The following is a 20,205-nucleotide window of genomic DNA, read 5'->3' on the forward strand; positions in this document are numbered from 1 at the left end:
CCTCTCGTTTATTTTTCTTCTCTCCCTGTTGCCAGAGAGGGTTCGCAAAACCGACACTCCCTGAGACAGCCCCCTAAAGACCCATCTGCCGCACAGCCAGATCGCGCATGATCTCCTCAGAGCCACCGCCAATCGCCTGTACCTTTACTTCACGATAATAGCGCTCCACAGCATTGCCGCGCATATACCCGGCACCGCCCAGAATTTGCATGGCTTCGGACGCACAAAATTCCAGTGCCTTTGAGGCAGAGAACTTCGCCTTGCAGGTTTCTGCCACCGGCATGTCGCCTTCATTCGCCTGCCAGCATATCTGATTGAGATAGGCTTCAACCATGTCGATTTTCGCCGACATATCCGCAATCTTGTGGCGGATGACCTGATGCTTGATCAGCGGCTTGCCAAAGGTTTCGCGCTCCTGCGCCCAGGAGATGGACTCGTTCAGCAGAACCTTCATCATACCGAGCATCCCAGCGACCATGCCAAGGCGCTCATAATTGAAATTCTGGACGATCTGGATAAAACCCAGATTTTCCTCCCCCATCAGGTTTTCCGCCGGGACGCGGCAATTATCCATATACAGCGTTGCCTGGTCAGAGGCCCACCAGCCCATTTTTTTCGTCAGCGGTGTGCGGGAAAAGCCCGGCGTGTCGAGCGGCACGAAAAACAGCGAGATACCCGCAAGGCCGGCGTCACCCGTGCGGGCCCCGATCACGAAATAATCAGATTTCATGCCGCCGGTGATGAACGCCTTGGCACCGTTCAGGACCCAGTGGTTGCCGTCGCGCTCTGCCACAGTCTGAAGGCGGGCAACATCAGACCCGCCAGACGGCTCGGTGATGCCAAGGCTGGAGCCCTTGCGCCCCATCACGATATCCTCAAGCACATCGTCCTTGATCGCTTTGGAGGCGAGATTCTCAATCGGCCCGATGGAGATAGAGCGCCCACCCAGCGCCGCCGGCACGCCGGACGCACCGCAAAAATGTATCTCTTCTGAAAAGGCCGCGCGCATGAAACAGTCGTCAAAGCCAAGACCGCCATATTCCTCACTGACGCCAAAGCCCCAGGCCCCCAGTGCCCCGACTTTCTCATGCAACGCCCACGGCACGTCGCCTGCCTCATCCCATTCTTCCGCAAAAGGCGTGATCTCGGTGGCCACGAAACGACGGATGGTTTCACGGAATGCCGCACGTTCGGGTGTCTCGAACGGGTTTTTCATGCAACTCTCCCTGTAGGTCGCGGTTTGTCCGCAACATCTCTTGGTTGTTGGAAAGATGTTAGGTTGCCGTGCGCCCGCGCTCAAGTCGCAACTACAGGCAGGCGCGCCCTCAGGCTCGCACAAAGGCCCGATGCCTGCTATGGCGCAAGGCTTAAAAGACCGGGCCAGAACTGCAGGGATGCCACATGCCGCGCGTTACAGTCATCATTGTCAGCTATAATGCCGGGGCGGACCGTCTGGAGCGGATGCTTGCCTCTCTGGCGGCCCAGACTTTCACTGACTTCGAGATTCTGCTTCTGGACAATAACTCTACAGATGGCTGCGTCGATGATCTGCCGGTGATGCAAAACATGCGGCTGATCCGCAGCGAAGAAAATCTCGGCTTTGCCGGCGGGGTCAACCGCGCGGCCACGCAGGCACGCGGAGACTGGCTCGCCCTTTTGAACCCCGACGCCGTCGCGGACCCTGACTGGCTCACCAATCTGATGCGCGGGACACAGCGTTATCCCGACACAAAATCCTTTGGTGCTGTGCAGCTGAATGCGGATGACCCTGCCCTGCTGGACGGTCTGGGGGACGTGTATCACGCCACAGGCATCGCCTGGCGCGGCGGCTTTGGTCAGTCTGCGCAGGCAAGGCCCGACACTGACCGGGAGATATTCGCGCCCTGTGGTGCCGCCGCCCTTTATGAGCGGGCGACATTCGAAAAGCTCGGCGGTCTGGAAGAGAGCTTCTTCTGCTATCATGAGGATGTCGATCTTGGCGCACGCTTGCGCCTTGATGGCGGGCGCAGCATCATGATTGCAGATGCAGTGATCCTGCATGAAGGGTCCGGCACCACCGGGCGCTACAGCGACTTCACAATTTATCACGGTGCCCGCAACCGCATCTGGACATTCATCCGGGTGATGCCGCCGCCGCTGTTCTGGCCGATATTGCCCATCCATATACTGATAAATTTTGCCTTTGTGCTGCGCGGTCTCATCACGGGCACTGGCCCCGCCTATTTTCACGGTATGAAAGACGGTTTCCTCAAGGCAGACAAAGCATGGGCAGCGCGCCGCGCCCTGCAACAGACACGCAAGGTCTCGGCACTGGATTTCCTGAAAGCGCTCTCCTGGTCGCCGGTCAGACTGCTCGGCCGCAAGCCAGTGATGCGCGAGATCAAATGACAACTCTTCACGGCTTTTTCCGCCCGGCCTGACTGGTCTTCAAACCGCCATACCCTTGCCGCCAGCGGTTTCAGGTCCGTTCTGTGATACCTGAAGCCCGTGCTGCCTGCGTCGCACACTCTCCCCGACTCAAGCGGACTTCTGTCTCGCACAAATTGGTGATGACCTCTTCAGGCGCGTATTTTCTTCTCGCCATGTCTTGGCTCCTTCATTGGAGCCAGGCCTAATTCAATACGCAGACCACTTTTTTCGGAGCCGTCCAAAGGGCCCTGCCCCGGCTGTGGTGATCATTATGTGATGTGGTTGTGGTCCGGCGTTCGCCAGAACGATTGCGAGAGGCGCATCCTCTGCGTCTTAGTCATTGATCATCTGTACCCGCAATATACGGCCTAGCAAATAAGGCGCAAGGTAGCAGAATTGATAGTATCAATATTGATAGTAGCACTGTGTGCTCAATTCGATTTTGCGACGTTCTATGATCAAACGACCTGTATTTTCAAAGCCGTTTTTGCTATACGTAACGTGACGTTTGTCGCATAAATGGGTGGAGGGAAAATTGGACGGGTTTTTCAAATGGTTGGACCGTTTTGGTCTCATTTTCACACTTGTCTCATTCGCCTTGGCAGTGCTGGAAGCCACTGGCGCTTATACCCTGCCAGAGCTTCAATTCGGCGATGGACGCTTCCTGTTTATTGGATTGATCATCTATCAAATTTCTGTAGCCGCAGCCGCCAGCATCATCGCATGGTTCGTCTATAGTCGTTTCGGTGCAGCAGGGATTGGGACGGCGCTGGGTGTCGCCCTATGGAGCTTTATCAATGTAAGCGTCATCCAGAACGTCCTTGGCGATACAGCGTGGCAATTTAACGATAGCGAATGGGCTATCGAGACATGGCTCAATTATCTTGGCATTATCTGCTTTTGGATCAGTTTCTATATCATGTTTGCGCATAAGGCCGCCGCGCATCAAGGACAGAAACAAGGGGGTTTCTTTTTTGCCCCGACAATTCGTCAATACTCCAAGATCAAAATCATCTTTATACTGCTTCCGACAACATTCCTGTTTCATGCAGGATGGATGGCTCTGGATACAATGCAGTTTTAGGCGTTGAGTGAGGCTGAGTATCTCATTGGTGAGTTTGAAGGTGCATGTTTTTCAACGTACTTGAGATCAAGGCCAGATCATCCTGCTTAAACTGATGCCCCTGACAGGACGAGAAGACCCAGCAAGGGGCGGCCCGCGCCAAGTGCCTCCGCTTGCGAGGCAGGAGCCTCTGGCGAAGGCCCGAGTTAACCCTTGCAGTCTCTTCTATTCGACCTGTCTTGATTGGGACATCAGCCGGAATGATCCGGCTTGAAACTCAAAGGAGAAAAACCATGACGACTGGACGGCCCTGTTTAGGTGCTCCAGTTGCCGAGTTAGGCCTGGCTTTATGATCTAGCGGCCTCATGCTGCCACGCCTTCAACGTAGTGAGCGCCATACGCCGCCTGTGCAGGATGGTTTGAGACATCTCCACGGGCAACCCTGCCTTTCCCAATGGGAACCAGGGCTTAGGCTTGTAAATTGTCAGGAAAGAACGAAAAACCAGAAGCGTAACTGACAACTATTTGTCGTCGTCATCGTCTTTCTTGCGCCGCTGATCGCCCGGCAGCACGGCATCAACTGTGCCGCCGATCACGGCACCTGTTGCGCCAGCTGTGGTTTTAACGGTTGCGCCGGTTAGCTCGATGGCGCCTTCAGCCGTTTCCGCCACAACATTCACGGCTGTGCCCACAAGGCAGCCACTCAGCGAAAGGCTGACAATCGCCAGCAAGGAAAATTTCAGATAACCCATACCACCACCTGTAAGTTGTGATGGTGTTATCATATCACATCGATCTTTTCCAGACGCGTAATCAGGAATTTTGCATCTTTCATGTAATAATTGGCGGTACGGTCGATTTTTTCGAGCGCCTTTTCCAGATGACCGAGCGTTTGTGCTATCTCGCCCGTTTGGGCAAAGGCCTCGCGCGGCGGGGGCAGGTTCAGGCCGGCCTCTTCGATATTCAGGCATACCGGATCGACCGTATAGATGCTGTGAAAATTCAGCGTCGCGGTCAGCGGCATGGCTTCCGGCCCGATCAGGTGCTGCGCATCTTCATCAGCATTATGCAGCACATCGCAGACAGACTGGCGTAATTCATCATATTGCTCTGCCAGCATGGCGCGGGCGGCAAGATCATCCACATCCTTGGCGCGCAGCACGAGTTGCGCTGCCTCGGTCAGAATTTCCCGAATACGGTCAATGACAAAGAAGCTGGCTTCGATCGCACTCAGCGTCAGGCGCAGGTCGGGATCAATACGCCCCGCGATGCTCGCCGGATCATTTTTGGATTTCAATGGATTGTTCAGGGCCCGCTGGAGCGGACGCGAAAAGTCTACGGCCGGTTCTTCCGGCCTGGCCTTTTTCTTCAAGCTAAACATACGCAACCTGGACCTTAACTCCTGTGAGCATACATTCATCTGGTTACTGCCCGGTTAATCGGTGGCGCTTTGTTTCTGGCGCAATCTGCCGGACTCCTGCAACCAGCCAGTCAGCACAAGACCGGCCACCAGCAGGAGCCAGAGCCAGGCTGGCAGGATGTCCCGTGTTGAGACATTTTCAACGCGCGCAGCATCCCGGCGATAAATCCCGGCCCAGCCACTGTCGCCGCTGCGGGCGGTCGCCGGGCGCCCCTCGCGCACCTGGCGTATGGACGGAATACGCAACCCATCGCGTGTACGGATATTATATATCCCCCCCCCGGTTGCTGAAACCAATGGCTGTAAATGCTCAGCGCTTGAAATGACATGTTTGTATTCAGGCGGCGCCGCGAGGCCCAGCGCGACCACATCAAACAGCGTCCGTCCATCGTCTGTACCGGTTGTGGCGGTATAAAGGCCGGACTCCGTGGCCGTCACGCGCCCTGCCCAGGCGCCGTTTTCGGTCTGTACCAGCTCCACCCGCTCCATTGACCCATCCGGCCCTTCAATGAACACAGGTGATACCTCATCCTGCAATGTGCGTCGGCTGATGGCAATTTCATCCCGGCTTGCATCGCTGCGCAAGGTCACCGCTTCCTCTTCCAGTTCCGGCTCTTTCATGAGCCAGTGCACAAGACGCCGCAGCAATTCCCGGTGCGGGCCACCACCATCAAAATCCCGTGCCCAGAGCCATACATGGTCGGACAGTAACAGCCCCACCCGCCCCTGCTCCACGCGGTTGACGACCAGCAGCGGTGCCCCGTCTTCACGCTCCAGCAGAACATCGCCGCCGCGCAAATTCACCCCGAGACTGCGCAGCCAGCGCCCCCAGTCCCCCGCGCCTTGCAGGGTTCCCGTCACCGGATGGCGCAGACCCGTCTGGCTGACGGTTGGCAGATACGGCGCATTGTCGATATTGCCATTGGGCAGGGCTGGCAGAATGAACGCAAGATTGCGCCGCGTGGCGATGCTGGTCGAGCCGATGAATTCCGGCCCCGACGCAATCAGCATTGCGCCGCCATTCTGGATATAACGGGAGATATTATCAAAATGCAGGGCACTGATGACACCGCGATAGGTGTAGCGATCAAAAATCAGCACATCGAACTGGTCCAGTTTTTCCAGAAACAACTCGTTCTCGGGAAAGCGGATCAGCGCGAGATCATCCTCGCTGGCCACCAGGGGCTTGGTGGAGGGCTTGAGAATGGTAAAATGGATGAGATCAACAGCAGGGTCGGATTTCAGCAGGTTGCGCCAAACCCGTTCGCCCGCATGGGGCTCCCCTGAAACCAGCAGCACCCGCAGGCGATCGCGGATGACGGAAATCTCAATCACCGCCCTGTTGTTGCGCGTCGTTAGCTCACCATCCACCGGCAGCGTACTCAGCTCAATGATCGTCTTGCCCGGTGTATCAAGCGCGGCCTGCAGGGGCACTTCCTCGCCGACCCGCACCGTGCGGGTGATCGCCTCACGGCCATTCACTTTCAGGGAGACACTGGCCAGCCTGTCGGTAAAGCCATAATCCTCCACCTTGAAAACAATATCCGCGACTTCATTGATAATGCCAAAGCGCGGCTCACTGACAATCTCCAGCGTCCTGTCAGTCTCGCCGGGGCGGCCTGTCAGCAAAGTGTGCACCGGTGCGTTAATGCCCAGTGTCGCCGGGTCCTGCGGCGTGTCGATGCTCTGACCATCTGTCACCACAAAAATACCGGCCAGCTGACTGCGCGGCACATCGGAGAGACCATCCAGAAAGCCCTCTCCAAGGCGCGTCTCATCTCGCCCCGCAAGCGTGACCCGCCGCACATCAAGGTCTGAAATACCCTCAAGCCGGCTGGCAAGCTCGGTCGCTGCCGCCGCCGTGACCTCTTCGCGGCCATCCAGTTTCTGGCTGCTGCTCTGATCCTCAATAATCAACGCAATATCCGGCAGCGGCGATGTGGTCTCTTCCAGCAGGGTTGGCCCGGTCAACAGAGCCAAAAGGCCCAGTGCCGCCATCAGGCGCAATACCCCGCTGAACGGGCTTCGCCAGACGGCGTACATACAAACTACAAGACTGACCACAGCAAACACGGCCAGCACCGGCCACGATACGAGAGGTATAAAGACAAGCTCACTCATCGCTGCTCCTCCCCCAACTGGTCCAGCAGCGCTTCGGCCTGAAGCTGATCCACCTTGTAGTTCCCGGTCAGGGCCACCATGGCGATATTGATGCCGGTACGATAGGCTGCTTCACGCGCGGCAAGCCCCGCGCCGCCCATGGCGCGCAGCGGGCGACCGCCGTCATCAATCGCCCAGGCACTGGCCCAGTCACGCCCGGATATAATCACCGGCGTCACCCCGTCATTGACATTGCCGGTCACGCCACGTGCCTCCACCCAGACCGGCCCATCACTGTTGCGACCGGGAAAATCATCAAGCAGATAAAAAGACCGGCGCAACACATGCCCCGTGGGCACAGGCTCCAGTGGCGGCATATTGAGCTGTTCCAGAATACGGCGCAGGGCAGCCGCCTCTTCCGTTCGCTGGCTACCGAAATTCCGGTCCCCGTCGCGGGTGTCGAAAATAATCAGTCCACCGCGCGCCATATAGGCTTCAAGGCGTGTCAGCGCCGTCTCGCTAGGCACCGGTGCGCCGGGCAGGATCGGCCAGTAAATCAGCGGATAGACAGATAACTCATCCGTATCAGGTGAAATACCCACAGGGGCTGCAGGCTCAAGCGCTGTGCGCTCGCGCAGCCGCTGGCTCAGCCCGAAAAGCCCGGCTCTGGAAAGCTCGTCCGCCTCCCTGTCACCGGTGACCACATAGGCAAAGCGGGTATAGAGCGCTGCATCCGCCGCCTTGGGGTCAATCGGCGGGCGGATCTGCGCGGCGGCCTCCGACACTGGCAGTGCCAGCAGGGTGCCCAGAACCAGGAGAGACATCACCGCCAGGCCCTGTCGGCGCAGCGGCATCAGTTTGCCGTTCAAATGCAGCATCAGCACCGTATCAATCAGGAATAACACCAGTGCCAGCAACAAAAACCAGACAGCCAGCTGGCGCACATCCTGCCCCGCATAGGAGCGCACCGCGATCCCGTCAAAAGCGCCTATCGCCTCGAGGGATTGCAGTTTGCTGTCATTACTCAGGACATTAACCGCCAGCGGCATATCCGGATCTCCATAGAGTCCCGCAGGGATCAGGGCGCTTGCCACACCATTGGCACTCGCAGCACTCACAGGCCGGGCGTCATCGGGCGCTGGCTGCAACTGGCCAAACCCGTTCAGGACACGCCGGGGCACAAAGGTCTGCTCCGGGTCGCGCCGGCCTGTCTCGGTCACGGAAAGAGCTGTCAGGCGGCGCAGCATGTCAACAAACAGGCCCGAAATCGGCAGATCGGACCAGTCCGGCGCGGCGGTTACGTGGAACAGGACGATAAGCCCCTTGCCCTGTGCCCGCGCTGTCACCAGGGGCGCGCCATCTTCAAGCCAGGCCCAGCTCCGGGTGGAGGTATCAGCCCCCGGACGCGCCAGCACCTGACGGCGAATTTCAATCTCCTGATCCGGCACAAGATCACTGAACGGACTGTCTTCGCCAAAACCGCCAAGCGACTGCGGCTTTTCCCAGGTCAATGCCCCGCCAAAAGCACGCCCGCCACCGCGCAGGGGCACCGGCAACAGGGAGGCTTCAAAATTGACACTGGCATCCTGCGAGGCATCCGCGAGCACCGGACCGGAAAAGCGGATCAACACGCCGCCTTCTTCAATCCAGCCGCTCAACGCTTCAGCATCGCCCTCGCGCAACCGGCCAATATCATCCAGGATAATAACCGTTGCATCAGAACTGGCGAGTGTATTGACCGTACCCGTACGGAACAGGGCATAGGGTGACAGCGCCTGCTGGAGATAGAACCGACTGTCCAGCAGTGTGCCGCTGGTGCCATCAGCACTGCCCGCGAGGCCCACCTGCGCGCGCCGCGTGCTGGCATCTGCCAGTTGCACGGCCCCGGCAGAGCGCACACCATCAAGCCGGATCTGACCGATTTCATTGCGCAGGGTCAGTGGCAGGTCGATCTCCACCTCCGCCTCATTTGCCCCCTGCGCCATCAGAAAAGGCGTCTGCTCAATCAATCGCCCGTCACGCGCCAATATACTGATCTGCCCGGGCATCTCAGCCACAGCCGCCTGCGGCTGACGGATGGTCGCCAGCAGACTGTCAGAGCGATAGGTAATCCCGGTCAGGACAGTTGGCAGGGTCTGCGGCACATAGGCCGTCAGCGTGCCGTAATCATCAAGTCGGCGCAGGAACTGACGCTCGTCAATATCAGGCCCGGTAAAAACACCATCGCTCAACCAGCGGATATCAACTCCCTCCCCCAACGCGGCCAGTGCCGGGGCCGTATCACGCAGGATAGTGCTCCGCGCAGCGGCTCGCGCCACCGGCTCAACACTATCGCTGATATCTGCAAGCTGGTCTGCGCTCAGCGGGCCAACCAGCGCTTCCCCCTTGCGGGCAGTGCTTTGCGGCGTCGTGCGCAGGAGCCAGATTTGCCGCCCCGTGCCATCCACTTCACTGGCAATCCCTGCCAGCGTATTGCGCCGCTGCGCCCATTTATCGGCAGCCGCCCAACTATCATCCAGAACAATCAGTACAGGCCCTGTGCGCGCCAGTCGCTCGGGCGCATTCAGGAACGGCCCGGCAAGCGCTATGATAATGGCAGCAAGGATCAACAATCGCAGCAGCAGAATATACCATGGTGTGCGGCTCGGCGTTTCCTGCGTATTCTTTATCTGTCTGAGGAAGAAATATCCCGGAAAAGCAAGCCGCCTGGGGGCCTGGGGCAATGCCCGCAACAGCAGCCATATAACCGGCAGCAGCGCCAGCGCGCCCAGGATTAGTGGGGTTGAAAAACCGAGTTCAGCAGGCACCATCAGACAAGTGCCTCCGGCGCCAGCGCCCGGTAAAGTGCAATCAGCGCCGTCTCCGGCGCATGGTCCGTGCGATGTGTCATGAAGGACCAGCCAAGATGGCGGCAGGTATCCTGTAACCAGCCCTGATGGGCCTGAAACAGTTTCCTGTATTCCCCGGCCACCGCCCCTGCATCCCCAAACAGCAATTTCGGTAACCCCTGTTCCCGCGCCAGAAACTCCATCCGCCCCTCAAATCTGTAATCTTCTTCAGACGGATCAATGATCTGCACCAGATGCGCTGTGGCCCGCTGGGCCGCAATCGCCCGCAGGCGCGGCTCAAGTTCAACAGGCGGCAGGAAAAAGTCACTGAAGATAACGTACTTCTTTTCCCCTGCCGCATTGATAATCGGCGGCAACCGGTCTGGGCTGAACGAATGACCGACAATTTCTCCGGCAAACTGTTCTGCCGCGCGCCGTCCCATGAACGGGCGCCGACTAGCCCCGGCATAGCCAATGCGCTCCCCGGCCCGGGCCAGAAGCGTACAGACTGCTGTGGCCAGCACATCAGCGCGCCGTCGCTTGGTCGGCAGATCGTCTGCATGGGCATAATCAAGGCTGACACCGGGGTCACGCCAGAGCCAAGCCGTTGCCGCAACTTCCCATTCGCGCTGGCGTATATACAGCCTGTCATCGCTGCGGGCTGATTGCCGCCAGTCAATTTGCGTACTGACATCCCCTTCCACAAAAGGGCGGAACTGCCAGAACGTCTCACCACTGCCAGCCCGGCGACGGCCATGCACGCCGGCCATCACCGTATTGGCCAGATGATCCGCCTCCAGCAGAAGTGGCGGCAGACTGCCCCCAGCCTCCTCTGCCTCATGGTGCAGGGCTTCTTGGGCAGACATCCTGTGATCGGGCTGCGGCATAATGCGTGCCTGCACTCCTGTTGCGCTCAGACGATTGATTGAACCAGATTATCGATGACAATATCCGTGGTCAGCCCTTCGGCCCGCGCGGCAAAGGTCAGGGCCATACGATGGCGCAGGATCGGCCCGGCCAGCGCGGCAATATCATCCGGAGAAGGCGCTTCGCGTCCGTCCATCAGGGCACGCGCGCGCACCGCGAGGCTCAGGGCCTGACTTGCCCGTGGCCCCGGTCCCCAGGCGATCAGGTCCGTGCGGTCATCCGCTGCCTCAATGCCCGGACGCGCCGCGCGCACCAGCGCCATGATGCGGTCAATAATCTGCTCGCCAATCGGCATGGCCCGCACCATTGCCTGCGCCGCCATCAGGTCGGCCGGGGTCATGGCCTGTGCAGGCTCGATCACCGCCGTCCCGGTGGTTGCAGCCAGCATCTGCCGTTCTGCACTTTCCGGGGGATAATCGATATTGATTTGCAACAGGAAGCGGTCAAGCTGCGCTTCGGGCAGCGGATAGGTGCCTTCCTGCTCAATCGGGTTCTGGGTTGCCAGCACATGAAATGGCGTTGGTAGGTCGCGACGGGCACCGGCGACCGTTACATGATGCTCCTGCATCGCCTGCAACAGCGCGGACTGTGTGCGCGGGCTTGCCCGGTTGATCTCGTCGGCCATCAGCAACTGGCAGAACACCGGGCCCTCGATAAAGCGGAAACTGCGCCGCCCGTCTGCGCCTTCTTCCAGCACCTCCGAGCCAATCACATCCGCCGGCATCAGGTCGGGCGTAAACTGGATGCGCTTGTCCGTCAGGCCGGTCACCTTGGCACAGCTTGCCACCAGCAGGGTCTTGGCAAGCCCTGGCGCCCCCACCAGCAAGGCATGACCGCCGGAAAGCAGGGCAATCAGCATTTCCTCGATCACCCGTTCCTGCCCGAATACAACCTCGCCGAGAGCTGTCCGGGCGTGTTGCATCTTGCCCGAGAGATCGCTGAATCGGGCGAGGATGTCAGTGGTCTGGGTGGCCGTATCGGCGCCGGATATGGTCATTTTGTCGTCCTGTCGCGTAATAATGAGAGAGTCATGCACTGATTTGGAGGTCTTTTTCCCTGTTCCGTGACCTTTTGACAACGAAAACAAATGGCAATGGACAGATCGTCATATTGGGGATTGAATCTTAACCCTGTGATTGCAACATAATACTCTTAAGTATTTGTCGCGAGGGGTCTGAAACATGCAAGACGAAAACAAACTGACGATCTGGGGTTTTCTCAAAGGGATCGTCAAAGCCATCATTGGTGCAGCACTGCTCTTGCAGGCCCTGCTCTTCCTGATTTTCCTGATCGTATTCATGGGTGTGATCACCAGCGTCATGACAGACGCTGGCAGTGGCGGGTCCGGCCCGTCTGTTGCTGTGCCTGACGGCGCTGCCCTGCTCCTCAACCCTAACGGTGTTCTGGTTGAACAGGCTGCAGAATCCGATCCGTTTGAAGAAGCGCTCGCCGAAGCCTATGGCTCCAATCGCCCGGCGCAAGTGCAGGTCCACGACTTGACCAAGGCAATCCGCGCTGCCGCAGAGGACGAGCGCATCGACGCGCTGGTGCTGGATCTTGGTGGTTTGATGGTGCCTTCAGTCTTCTCCAGCAAGATGCAGCTTGTTGTGCAGGAAATCGAAGCCTTCAAGGAAAGTGGCAAGCCGGTCATCGCGATCGGTGACTACTATTCTCAGGAGCAGTATTACATTGCCTCCCACGCGGATGATGTCTTCATGCACGATTATGGCGCCATTCTCATCTATGGCTATGGCCGCTACCGCACATATTATAATGAATTGCTGACCGAAAAACTCAACGTCACCAACCACATCTTCCGCGTTGGCACATACAAGTCAGCCCTTGAGCCGGTTCTGCGCAATGACATGTCAGAAGAAGCCAAGGAAGCAAACCTCGCTTATCTCAATGTGCTCTGGAATGATTACACCAGCACGGTCGAGACAGCACGCGGCCTGGAGCCAGGCACCATTAACAATTACGCCAACAATGCCTCCGAGGTCATTGGTCTGGCAGATGGCGACCTTGCCCAGACAACCGTCAATGTCGGCCTTGTGGATCAGCTGATGAGCCGCAAGGACCAGATTGACCATATCAAGGGCATTGTTGGTGAGGATGACGATGAAGACGGCTTCAAGCGTGTTGGCTATCGTACATTTCTCAACGCGATTGAAGGCGATGATGACACAAAGGCACCTGACGTCGCCATCATCACCGCCGCTGGCACCATCGTTGACGGTAATGCGCCTGTTGGTGTTGCCGCTGGTGACCGCATTGCCGGATACCTGAAAGACGCCCGTGAGGACGAAGACGTGAAAGCCGTTGTCCTGCGTGTAGATAGTGGCGGCGGCAGTGCTTTTGCCTCGGAAGTCATGCGCACCGAAGTGCTGGCCCTGCAGGAAGCGGGCAAGCCGGTTGTCGTCTCCATGGGCTCACTGGCCGCGTCCGGTGGCTACTGGATTGCCGCTGATGCGGATGAAATCTGGGCCGCCCCGACAACCATCACTGGCTCAATCGGCATTTTCGGCATGATCCAGACACTGGAAAACACGGTCAGTCAGGCTGGCATCTACTCAGATGGCGTTGGCACAACAGATCTTTCCGGTGTTCTTGGTGCGGGCCTTGGCCCCTTGCCGCAGGAATTTTCCGACATCATGCAGCTCTCTATTGAGTCTGGCTATGAGCGCTTCCTGACCATTGTTGGCGAAGCCCGTGGCTTCTCCCGTGATGAGGTGGATGCCATTGCCCAAGGTCGGGTCTGGATTGGTGAAACAGCCAAGGAGATCGGCCTTGTTGATCAACTCGGCTATTTCGAAGATGCCATTGAATCAGCGGCGACACTCGCCGGTATTCAGGACGATTATGATGTTGTCCGTCTGGAGACAGACAAGACACGTTTCGAGATATTCCTGGAATCTCTCTCTGGCGCTTCTGTTCGCCTCGGCCTGATCGAATCCGATGATCTGGTCTTTGGCGGCACGGCAGGCCTCGAAGTTTCCGGCCTGCGTCGTCTGATTGCCGAAGCCCAGAACGAAGCAGCGTTCTATGACACGTTCAATGACCCGAACGCGATCTATGCCCGCTGCCTCGAATGTGAGCCAGCACGCTAAGTCGCTTCATTCTTCATCTGTTGGCCGGTTGTGCTGGCCACAGATTGCAAACGCTCTACACTGCACAGCAGGCTTGAAACTTCAGCCTGCTGCGCCAGTTATATCTTATGAGTGATCTTTTTGCCCTCGCCTCCCGCATGTCCGACCTCACAGGTGGCACTGGCCTGCCCCCTGTGGACAAATGGAACCCCGAATATTGCGGCGAAATCGACATGGTCATCCGCAAGGATGGCCTCTGGTTTCATGAAGGCTCGCCCATCGGGCGCCCGCAGCTCGTTCGGCTGTTCTCAACCGTGCTGAAGCGCGAAGAAGACGACTATTTTTTGGTGACCCCGGTGGAGAAGCTGAAAATCGTGGTCGAAGATGTGCCCTTTCTCGCCGTTGAGATGACCGTACAGGATGAAGACACGCCGGATCAGCAACTGACCTTCCGCACCAATGTCGGCGACGATGTGATTGCCGGCCCCGACCACGCCCTTGCGTTCCGTGCAGGCGAGGCCGAAGACGAACTGGTCCCCTATCTTCACGTCAGGCGCGGCCTGGAAGCGCGGCTCTCCCGCCCTGTCTACTATCAACTGGCTGAACTGGTGCGCTCTGACCCGCCAGTGGTCGTCAGCAATGGCGCGACTTTCCCCTTCGGAAATCCCAGTGCGGCTACAGGCGCATGAGCCGCGCCTCCACCATCCCACCGCCCGGCGTTACCACCAGTTGGCGCGCGGAAATCAGCGCTGCGCTGGAAGCCCCTGATGCGCTGGACACGCGCAGCATTTTCCACGAGTTGAACCCGCATCTGGAACGCACCCCTATCTTCAATCGCCCCATGGCAGAATACCGCGCAGCGGCAGTGCTCTTCCCGATCATTGACCGCGTGGACGAGCCGAGCGTGCTGCTCACCATCCGCTCCAATGAGATGCCGTCCCATGCCGGTCAGATCAGCTTTCCCGGTGGCCGTGTGCAGGCGGAAGATCAGGACCACACGGATACGGCCTTGCGCGAGACATGGGAGGAAGTCGGTATCGAGCGGGACTATGTGGAGGTTATGGGAGATATGGGCGTACATCTGGGTGGCATGGGCTTTGCCGTCACCCCTGTAATCGGCGTCATTCATCCGGATGCAGATTTCACGCCCTGCCCGCGCGAAGTTCAGGGCATGTTTGAAGTGCCGCTGGCTCACCTGTTCGATCTCGACAGACATATCATCGAGGAGCGGGAAAATAACGGCGTCAGGTACCGGATGCCAGCCATTCCGTATGGAGAATTTCATATCTGGGGACTGACGGCCGGGATCATCAATTCGCTCGCCAAAGCGGTGCATGACAGGAGGGATTGATGGCACACCCGCCAACCTCTGCATCCAGTATCTCAGCCCTGCCCCTGACGGCCTTCCCCGAAGGTGATAAGGCTGATTTCACCTGGACTTCGACCCCTGAATTGATCCGCATCATCGACGCATTGTCAGCACAACGGGCACACAGCGCCATGTTTGTAGGCGGCTGCGTTCGTGACAGCTTTTTGGGCAACCCGCCCCGGATCGGGCAGCCGGACAGCCCGACGGATATCGACATTGCCACCAGCCTGTCGCCGGACGATACCATGGCTGCCCTGCGCGCAGCAGGCCTCAAGGCTATTCCCACCGGCTATGACCATGGCACAATCACAGCCGTTGCTGACGGTCTTGTCGCGGAAATCACCACATTGCGGGCTGATCTGGAAACTGACGGGCGCCATGCTACCGTGCAGTACACAGAGGACTGGCAGCAGGACTGGCGGCGGCGGGACTTCACCATCAATGCCCTTTATGTGACACCGGACGGCAAACTGTTCGACCCCGCAGCGGGACTGACTGACCTCACCCGGCAGAAAGTTGCGTTCATCGGGGATACACAAACCCGCATCCGGGAAGACTATCTGCGCATTCTGCGCTTCTATCGTTTTTCCGCGCGCTATGCCGCCACCATAGACCCGCAGGGCCACGCGGCCTGCGAGAGCCTGCGCGCCGGGCTGCAACAGATATCATCAGAGCGTGTCACCGCAGAATTACGCAAGATCCTTGCCGGGCCTCGCCTGCCCTTCACCCTGACAGCCATGGCGGACAGCGGCATCCTCGCCGAAATCATACCGGCACCAGCAGACCTGCCAAACGCCTGTGCGCTATATGACCTTTGTCAGCAGACGCACGAAAATACGCCGGAACTTTATCTGGCCGCACTGTGGGATAATCCGGCGGATGTTATCACGCGCCTGCGCCTGTCCAATGCCCAAAGCCAGCACCTGACCAGTATCAGCACAAATACTGACTGGCTGGCAGCTGCCCCCGATGAAGCTCATGGCCGGGAACTCCTCTATCGGCATGGGCCCGAGGCGCTGCGCGCTGCAAGCCTGCTGCTGGGGGCCCGCGACCACGCAGCCGGCCTTGAGACGACGCGCTGGCACGATCTGTTCTCCTTGCCAGCCCGCTGGCAGGCACCTGCATGCCCTTTTTCGGCTGCCAGCTTTATTGCCCGCGGCCTGCCCATCGGCCCTGCCATCGGCAAGGCGCTCGCAGCAGCAGAAAAGGCGTGGATCGCCGCCGATTATCCACGCGGTAAAGCCACGATCGATCAGATCATCGACGAGGTGGCTGAGACGGTCCGCACAGGCCAGCCGGGCACGGAGAGTTAACCAGCTTAACCGCCCATTAAGGCTCTCCGGGTCTGTTATGGTCATGACCAAAGACAAGCATCAGGACAGGGACACGTATGAAGCGCTGATGGCCTGCTTTGTGGATATGCTGAAAAGCCAGCAGCGCCGCAGTCCGCATACGCTGCGTAATTACACTCACACACTCACCCTCTTTCATGCCTTTTTGAAAGATCATCTGGGCGACACGCCGCGGCTTGAACATCTGGCTGAACTGGAGATCAGGGATTTTCGCGCGTTCCTTGCCAGCCGGAAGAATGACGGTTTGGCCGCAAGCACCCTGCGCGGTGACCTGTCTGCCCTGCGCAGCTTTTACCGGCATCTGAAAAAGACCCGCGATCTTGACAATCCGGAGGTGGGAAAATTGCGCTCGCCCAAGCTGCCTGCGCGCCTGCCGCGACCGCTGGCCAGGCAGCAGACGGAAGAAGTCCGTACCCTTCTCTCTGACAGACACCAGCAATCAGATGACTGGCAGGCTGCAAGAGACCTCGCCCTGGTGACATTGCTATATGGCGCGGGCTTGCGTATTTCCGAAGCCCTTTCCCTGCAGTGGCGCGACGCCCCGTTCGGCGACTCGTTGCGCGTTACCGGCAAGGGCGACAAGACCCGTCTCGTGCCGCTGCTGCCTGCAATTCACGCAGCAATCGCGAAATACCGCACAGCCTTGTGGGCTGATGCAGAAGCCAGCCTGTACCCAGAAAGATGGGATGAGGCAGGTGAACCGGCACCACTGTTCTTTTCAGCACGCGGTAAAAAACTCAGTCCACGAATGGCGCAGAAAACCATGCAGCATTTGCGCAGTCAGCTTGGCTTGCCACAAAGCGCAACGCCTCATGCCCTGCGCCACTCCTTCGCGACGCATCTGCTGTCCGCCAGCGGCGACCTGCGCGCCATCCAGGAACTACTCGGTCACAGCTCTCTTGCCGCCACCCAGCGCTACACAGCCGTGGATAACGAAGAACTCCTGCGCGCCTACAAATCCGCCCACCCAAGAGCGCGCTGATTTCGTCATCCTGAAAGCGCGATCTGGAGATAGCGACCTTCAGGGTAACGAGATCATATGCTCTTTAAGCAGAATAATGGGCCGGGAATTGCACCGCGAACTCGCGCGTGGCGCGCTTGTCGATTTTGCCGGTGCCGCCACGCGGCAGTTGTTGCGGGGAAATCCAGATGCGCTCCGGCACCTTGAAGCCTGCAATGTTGCCTTTCAGGAAAGAATGCAACTCACCGGCATCAATCGTGCTCTCACCGGGATATACCACCGCCCCGACAATTTCGCCCATCTTCTCATTTTCGATTCCGAAGACAGTTGCCTCCATCACGCCGTCATATTTATAGATTTCGTTTTCAACTTCGAGGCAGGAAATATTCTCGCCGCCCCGGATAATCAGCTCTTTCAGGCGGTCCACGATATAGACAAATCCGTCCTCGTCCAGCTTGCCGAGGTCGCCCGTCTTGAACCAGCCATCTTTCGTCAGCACCCGGTTGGTTTCTTCTTCCATGCCGAGATAGCCGCGGAAGTTGGCCGGGCTCTTGATACAGATCTCCCCCACTTCGCCAACAGGCAGCTCATTCATATCTTCATCAAAAATCGAAACCTGCGTTACCGGCGGCACAGCGCGCCCCGTGGAATCCGGCCTTGCCTGATAATCCGTCAACGCATTGATACAGCCAAGCGCATTCGTCTCGGTCAGGCCATAGCCCGAAGACGAGTTGATCGACGGAAACTTGTCTTTCATCTCCATCACATGATGCGCGGGCCGTTTTGCCCCGCCGGTCGCAATATCGCGCAACCCGGAGAGCTGTTCTGGCGATGCCGCCTCGACAATCTCGTGTGACTGCGTGGGCACCATCAACAGGTTCGTGATGTTCTCCTCATCAATCAGTTTCAGCGCGTCCTGCACATCCCAGCGATACATGAACACGATCTTCCGTCCACCGAGGTAAGAGAGCAGGAACGATGAATGGGAGGCGGTCACATGGAACAGCGGCAGGGTCACCAACATGGCCGGGTTCTCAGGGCGCACATTGGCGTCAGGGCGCAGGGTTTCAATCACATTCAGCAACAATGACCAGGAAAGAACAGCACTGACAACACCGCGATGGGTCAGCAACACGCCCTTGGGCTTGCCGGTCGAGCCGGATGTATACAGAATGCAGAAATCACTTTCCGGGTCGATAACCACCGGCGGCATTTCTGTCGAGGCGTTTTGCGTCAGGGCCTCGAAACTGGCATCCGCAAGATCGCTCTCTTCCACCGCAGAAATCAGTGTCAGGCCCATTTCCGCCTTATGCAGATGCAGATAGCTGATGCGCTTGGCATCGCCGACGACAATCTTCGCGCCGCTGTCTGTAAGGGCATAGCAAAGCTCTTCTGCCTGCCACCAGGCATTGAGGGGTAAAACGGTGCCGCCCGCCGCAATAATGCCGAGATAGGCGATGCACCATTCCGGGTAATTGCGCATGGCAATGGCAATCCGGTCACCCGGCTTCACGTCATACTGGTCGATCAGCGCATTGGCGAACTGGCACCCCTTGGCCCAGACATCCCGGAACCTGTAGCGCTTGTCCTGATACACCATAAATTCCTGATCGGCGAATTCCTGCGACTTCGCCGCCAGAATATCCCGCAGGGACATGGCAGACATATTGAAAACGCGCTCATAGTCAACGCCGCGAATAGTGCCCGGCTGACAGCCGAACATCGGGTCCTCTGCCAGGAGTTTCTCGACCGTGGCCTGAATCTCTTCCGTCTTCAGCGGCGCAATGTCTGTCATGGTGGTGTCTCATCCCTGTTTAGTGTTTTGCTTTATATAGGACTGATCTTTTAGCGGAAAAGTCTCAGCCAGCAAGGAAATCAGACAGGTTTTTCACGCTCTAGCCTTCAAAACCCTCCATATGCTGCTTGCCCGCATCACCGATCACCTGCCACGGCGCTTTCGATCCCACATGGAGATGATGCACAACGCGCAACCCCTCACCACCCTGCGAGATGGCGCCTGCCGGCACAAACATGCGGCCCTCGTCATTGGTCCCCGGCACGCGCGCCCCGCAGGTCCGGCAGAACCAGGTCTGCCATTGCGCATTCGGCTTGCGCCAGGTGGCAATCATGTTTTCACCACGTATCCAGCGGAAGGCGGTGTTGGGCACCAGCACAACAGCAATCCCGTCAGCCCCCGTGGAGCGACGGCAGATCGAACAGTGACAGACATAAACATCTGTCACCTCTTCAGATACTTCAAAGGCCACCAACCCGCAGTTACAGGCCCCTGTTGCCATGACAATCCCCCCTGATTCTTACCGCGATCCCGCCCGGCGCCATACAGGACGGCAGAAACCAGTAACTGGCCCGAATATCCTCCACTGCCTTGGTAAACCTTGCATACATGAGTACACGCCCTACCCCCGCTCGCCCCCTGAAGCAATAAACAGTGATCACCAGGGGGCGGGTATCGCGTCAGGAGCACAGGGCAAGGCCACCCATGCAGAATGACATTGATCTTTGAGATTAGGCTCATACTCAGCATAGCCAGACGATAAAGATTGCCGCGACGCTTACAGTAGCCATGAAGGCGACGTCACGGCGCTCGGGCAGTATCTGGTTAATTTTGGGGGCCAAGGTATTGAGTGAAGACTTTATTGAAACTGTTGGACTGGACAGTACTATATCCT

17 protein-coding genes are annotated in these 20,205 nt (G+C 58.2%); 7 read left to right on the forward strand and 10 right to left on the reverse strand.

The annotated features are described in order from the left end of the window. Positions 1-73: 73 nt before the first annotated feature. Positions 74-1,216 (reverse strand): acyl-CoA dehydrogenase family protein, encoded by a 1,143-nt coding sequence (locus RAL90_RS10185; RefSeq protein ID WP_306250237.1) that lies wholly within the window; start codon positions 1,214-1,216, stop codon positions 74-76. A 185-nt stretch (positions 1,217-1,401) separates the two neighbouring features. Here RAL90_RS10185 and RAL90_RS10190 point away from each other — a divergent pair, with 185 nt between their 5' ends. Further along, complete coding sequence (locus RAL90_RS10190) at positions 1,402-2,388, forward strand: glycosyltransferase family 2 protein (protein WP_306250239.1); 987 nt, start codon at positions 1,402-1,404, stop codon at positions 2,386-2,388. Positions 2,389-2,458: 70 nt separating this feature from the next. Here RAL90_RS10190 and RAL90_RS10195 read toward each other — a convergent pair whose 3' ends face one another. Further along, on the reverse strand, positions 2,459-2,584 hold the full coding sequence (locus RAL90_RS10195) for a hypothetical protein (RefSeq protein WP_306250241.1): 126 nt from the start codon (positions 2,582-2,584) through the stop codon (positions 2,459-2,461). Positions 2,585-2,944: 360 nt separating this feature from the next. Between RAL90_RS10195 and RAL90_RS10200 the strand changes: the two genes are divergently transcribed. Further along, positions 2,945-3,493, forward strand: coding sequence for a hypothetical protein (locus RAL90_RS10200; RefSeq protein WP_306250243.1), 549 nt, complete (start codon positions 2,945-2,947; stop codon positions 3,491-3,493). Between the two features lie 500 nt (positions 3,494-3,993). On the opposite strand, the gene RAL90_RS10205 is transcribed toward RAL90_RS10200, so the two are convergent. The 6 genes from RAL90_RS10205 to RAL90_RS10230 are packed head-to-tail and all read right to left on the reverse strand — an operon-like array spanning position 3,994 to position 11,738. Then, the gene (locus RAL90_RS10205; protein ID WP_306250245.1) at positions 3,994-4,257 is read right to left on the reverse strand and encodes a hypothetical protein; all 264 of its coding nucleotides are present in this window, start codon (positions 4,255-4,257) and stop codon (positions 3,994-3,996) included. Then, the gene (locus RAL90_RS10210) at positions 4,254-4,853 is read right to left on the reverse strand and encodes a hypothetical protein (protein ID WP_306250247.1); all 600 of its coding nucleotides are present in this window, start codon (positions 4,851-4,853) and stop codon (positions 4,254-4,256) included. The genes RAL90_RS10205 and RAL90_RS10210 overlap by 4 nt, the downstream gene beginning before the upstream one ends. Positions 4,854-4,907: 54 nt before the next feature. After that, entirely contained in the window at positions 4,908-7,013 is a 2,106-nt protein-coding gene (locus tag RAL90_RS10215; protein ID WP_306250250.1) for a hypothetical protein, read from the reverse strand. Then, entirely contained in the window at positions 7,010-9,802 is a 2,793-nt protein-coding gene (locus tag RAL90_RS10220) for a DUF4159 domain-containing protein (RefSeq protein WP_306250251.1), read from the reverse strand. Before RAL90_RS10220 ends, RAL90_RS10215 begins: the two co-directional genes overlap by 4 nt. Further along, complete coding sequence (locus tag RAL90_RS10225; protein ID WP_306250253.1) at positions 9,802-10,707, reverse strand: DUF58 domain-containing protein; 906 nt, start codon at positions 10,705-10,707, stop codon at positions 9,802-9,804. Before RAL90_RS10225 ends, RAL90_RS10220 begins: the two co-directional genes overlap by 1 nt. Before the next feature lie 26 nt (positions 10,708-10,733). Then, entirely contained in the window at positions 10,734-11,738 is a 1,005-nt protein-coding gene (locus RAL90_RS10230; RefSeq protein ID WP_372340466.1) for an AAA family ATPase, read from the reverse strand. Between the two features lie 190 nt (positions 11,739-11,928). Here RAL90_RS10230 and sppA point away from each other — a divergent pair, with 190 nt between their 5' ends. From sppA to RAL90_RS10255, 5 genes are all read left to right on the forward strand, one after another. Then, positions 11,929-13,854 (forward strand): signal peptide peptidase SppA, encoded by a 1,926-nt coding sequence (sppA, locus tag RAL90_RS10235; RefSeq protein ID WP_306250257.1) that lies wholly within the window; start codon positions 11,929-11,931, stop codon positions 13,852-13,854. A gap of 107 nt (positions 13,855-13,961) precedes the next feature. Then, positions 13,962-14,522: a DUF1285 domain-containing protein gene (locus tag RAL90_RS10240; protein ID WP_306250259.1), complete on the forward strand. Its 561-nt coding sequence runs from the start codon at positions 13,962-13,964 to the stop codon at positions 14,520-14,522. Beyond that, positions 14,519-15,184 (forward strand): CoA pyrophosphatase, encoded by a 666-nt coding sequence (locus RAL90_RS10245; protein WP_306250261.1) that lies wholly within the window; start codon positions 14,519-14,521, stop codon positions 15,182-15,184. The genes RAL90_RS10240 and RAL90_RS10245 overlap by 4 nt, the downstream gene beginning before the upstream one ends. Next, entirely contained in the window at positions 15,184-16,515 is a 1,332-nt protein-coding gene (locus tag RAL90_RS10250; RefSeq protein ID WP_306250264.1) for a CCA tRNA nucleotidyltransferase, read from the forward strand. The genes RAL90_RS10245 and RAL90_RS10250 overlap by 1 nt, the downstream gene beginning before the upstream one ends. Positions 16,516-16,558: 43 nt before the next feature. Next, the gene (locus RAL90_RS10255; RefSeq protein WP_306250265.1) at positions 16,559-17,536 is read left to right on the forward strand and encodes a tyrosine recombinase XerC; all 978 of its coding nucleotides are present in this window, start codon (positions 16,559-16,561) and stop codon (positions 17,534-17,536) included. A gap of 64 nt (positions 17,537-17,600) precedes the next feature. On the opposite strand, the gene RAL90_RS10260 is transcribed toward RAL90_RS10255, so the two are convergent. Together RAL90_RS10260 and RAL90_RS10265 are read right to left on the reverse strand one after the other, a co-directional pair. Next, the gene (locus RAL90_RS10260; RefSeq protein ID WP_306250267.1) at positions 17,601-19,310 is read right to left on the reverse strand and encodes a class I adenylate-forming enzyme family protein; all 1,710 of its coding nucleotides are present in this window, start codon (positions 19,308-19,310) and stop codon (positions 17,601-17,603) included. A 100-nt stretch (positions 19,311-19,410) separates the two neighbouring features. Further along, entirely contained in the window at positions 19,411-19,812 is a 402-nt protein-coding gene (locus RAL90_RS10265; protein WP_306250269.1) for a GFA family protein, read from the reverse strand. Positions 19,813-20,205: the final 393 nt, after the last annotated feature.

The sequence above is a fragment of the Parvularcula sp. IMCC14364 genome (genome assembly GCF_030758415.1).
Lineage (GTDB): Bacteria > Pseudomonadota > Alphaproteobacteria > Caulobacterales > Parvularculaceae > Aquisalinus.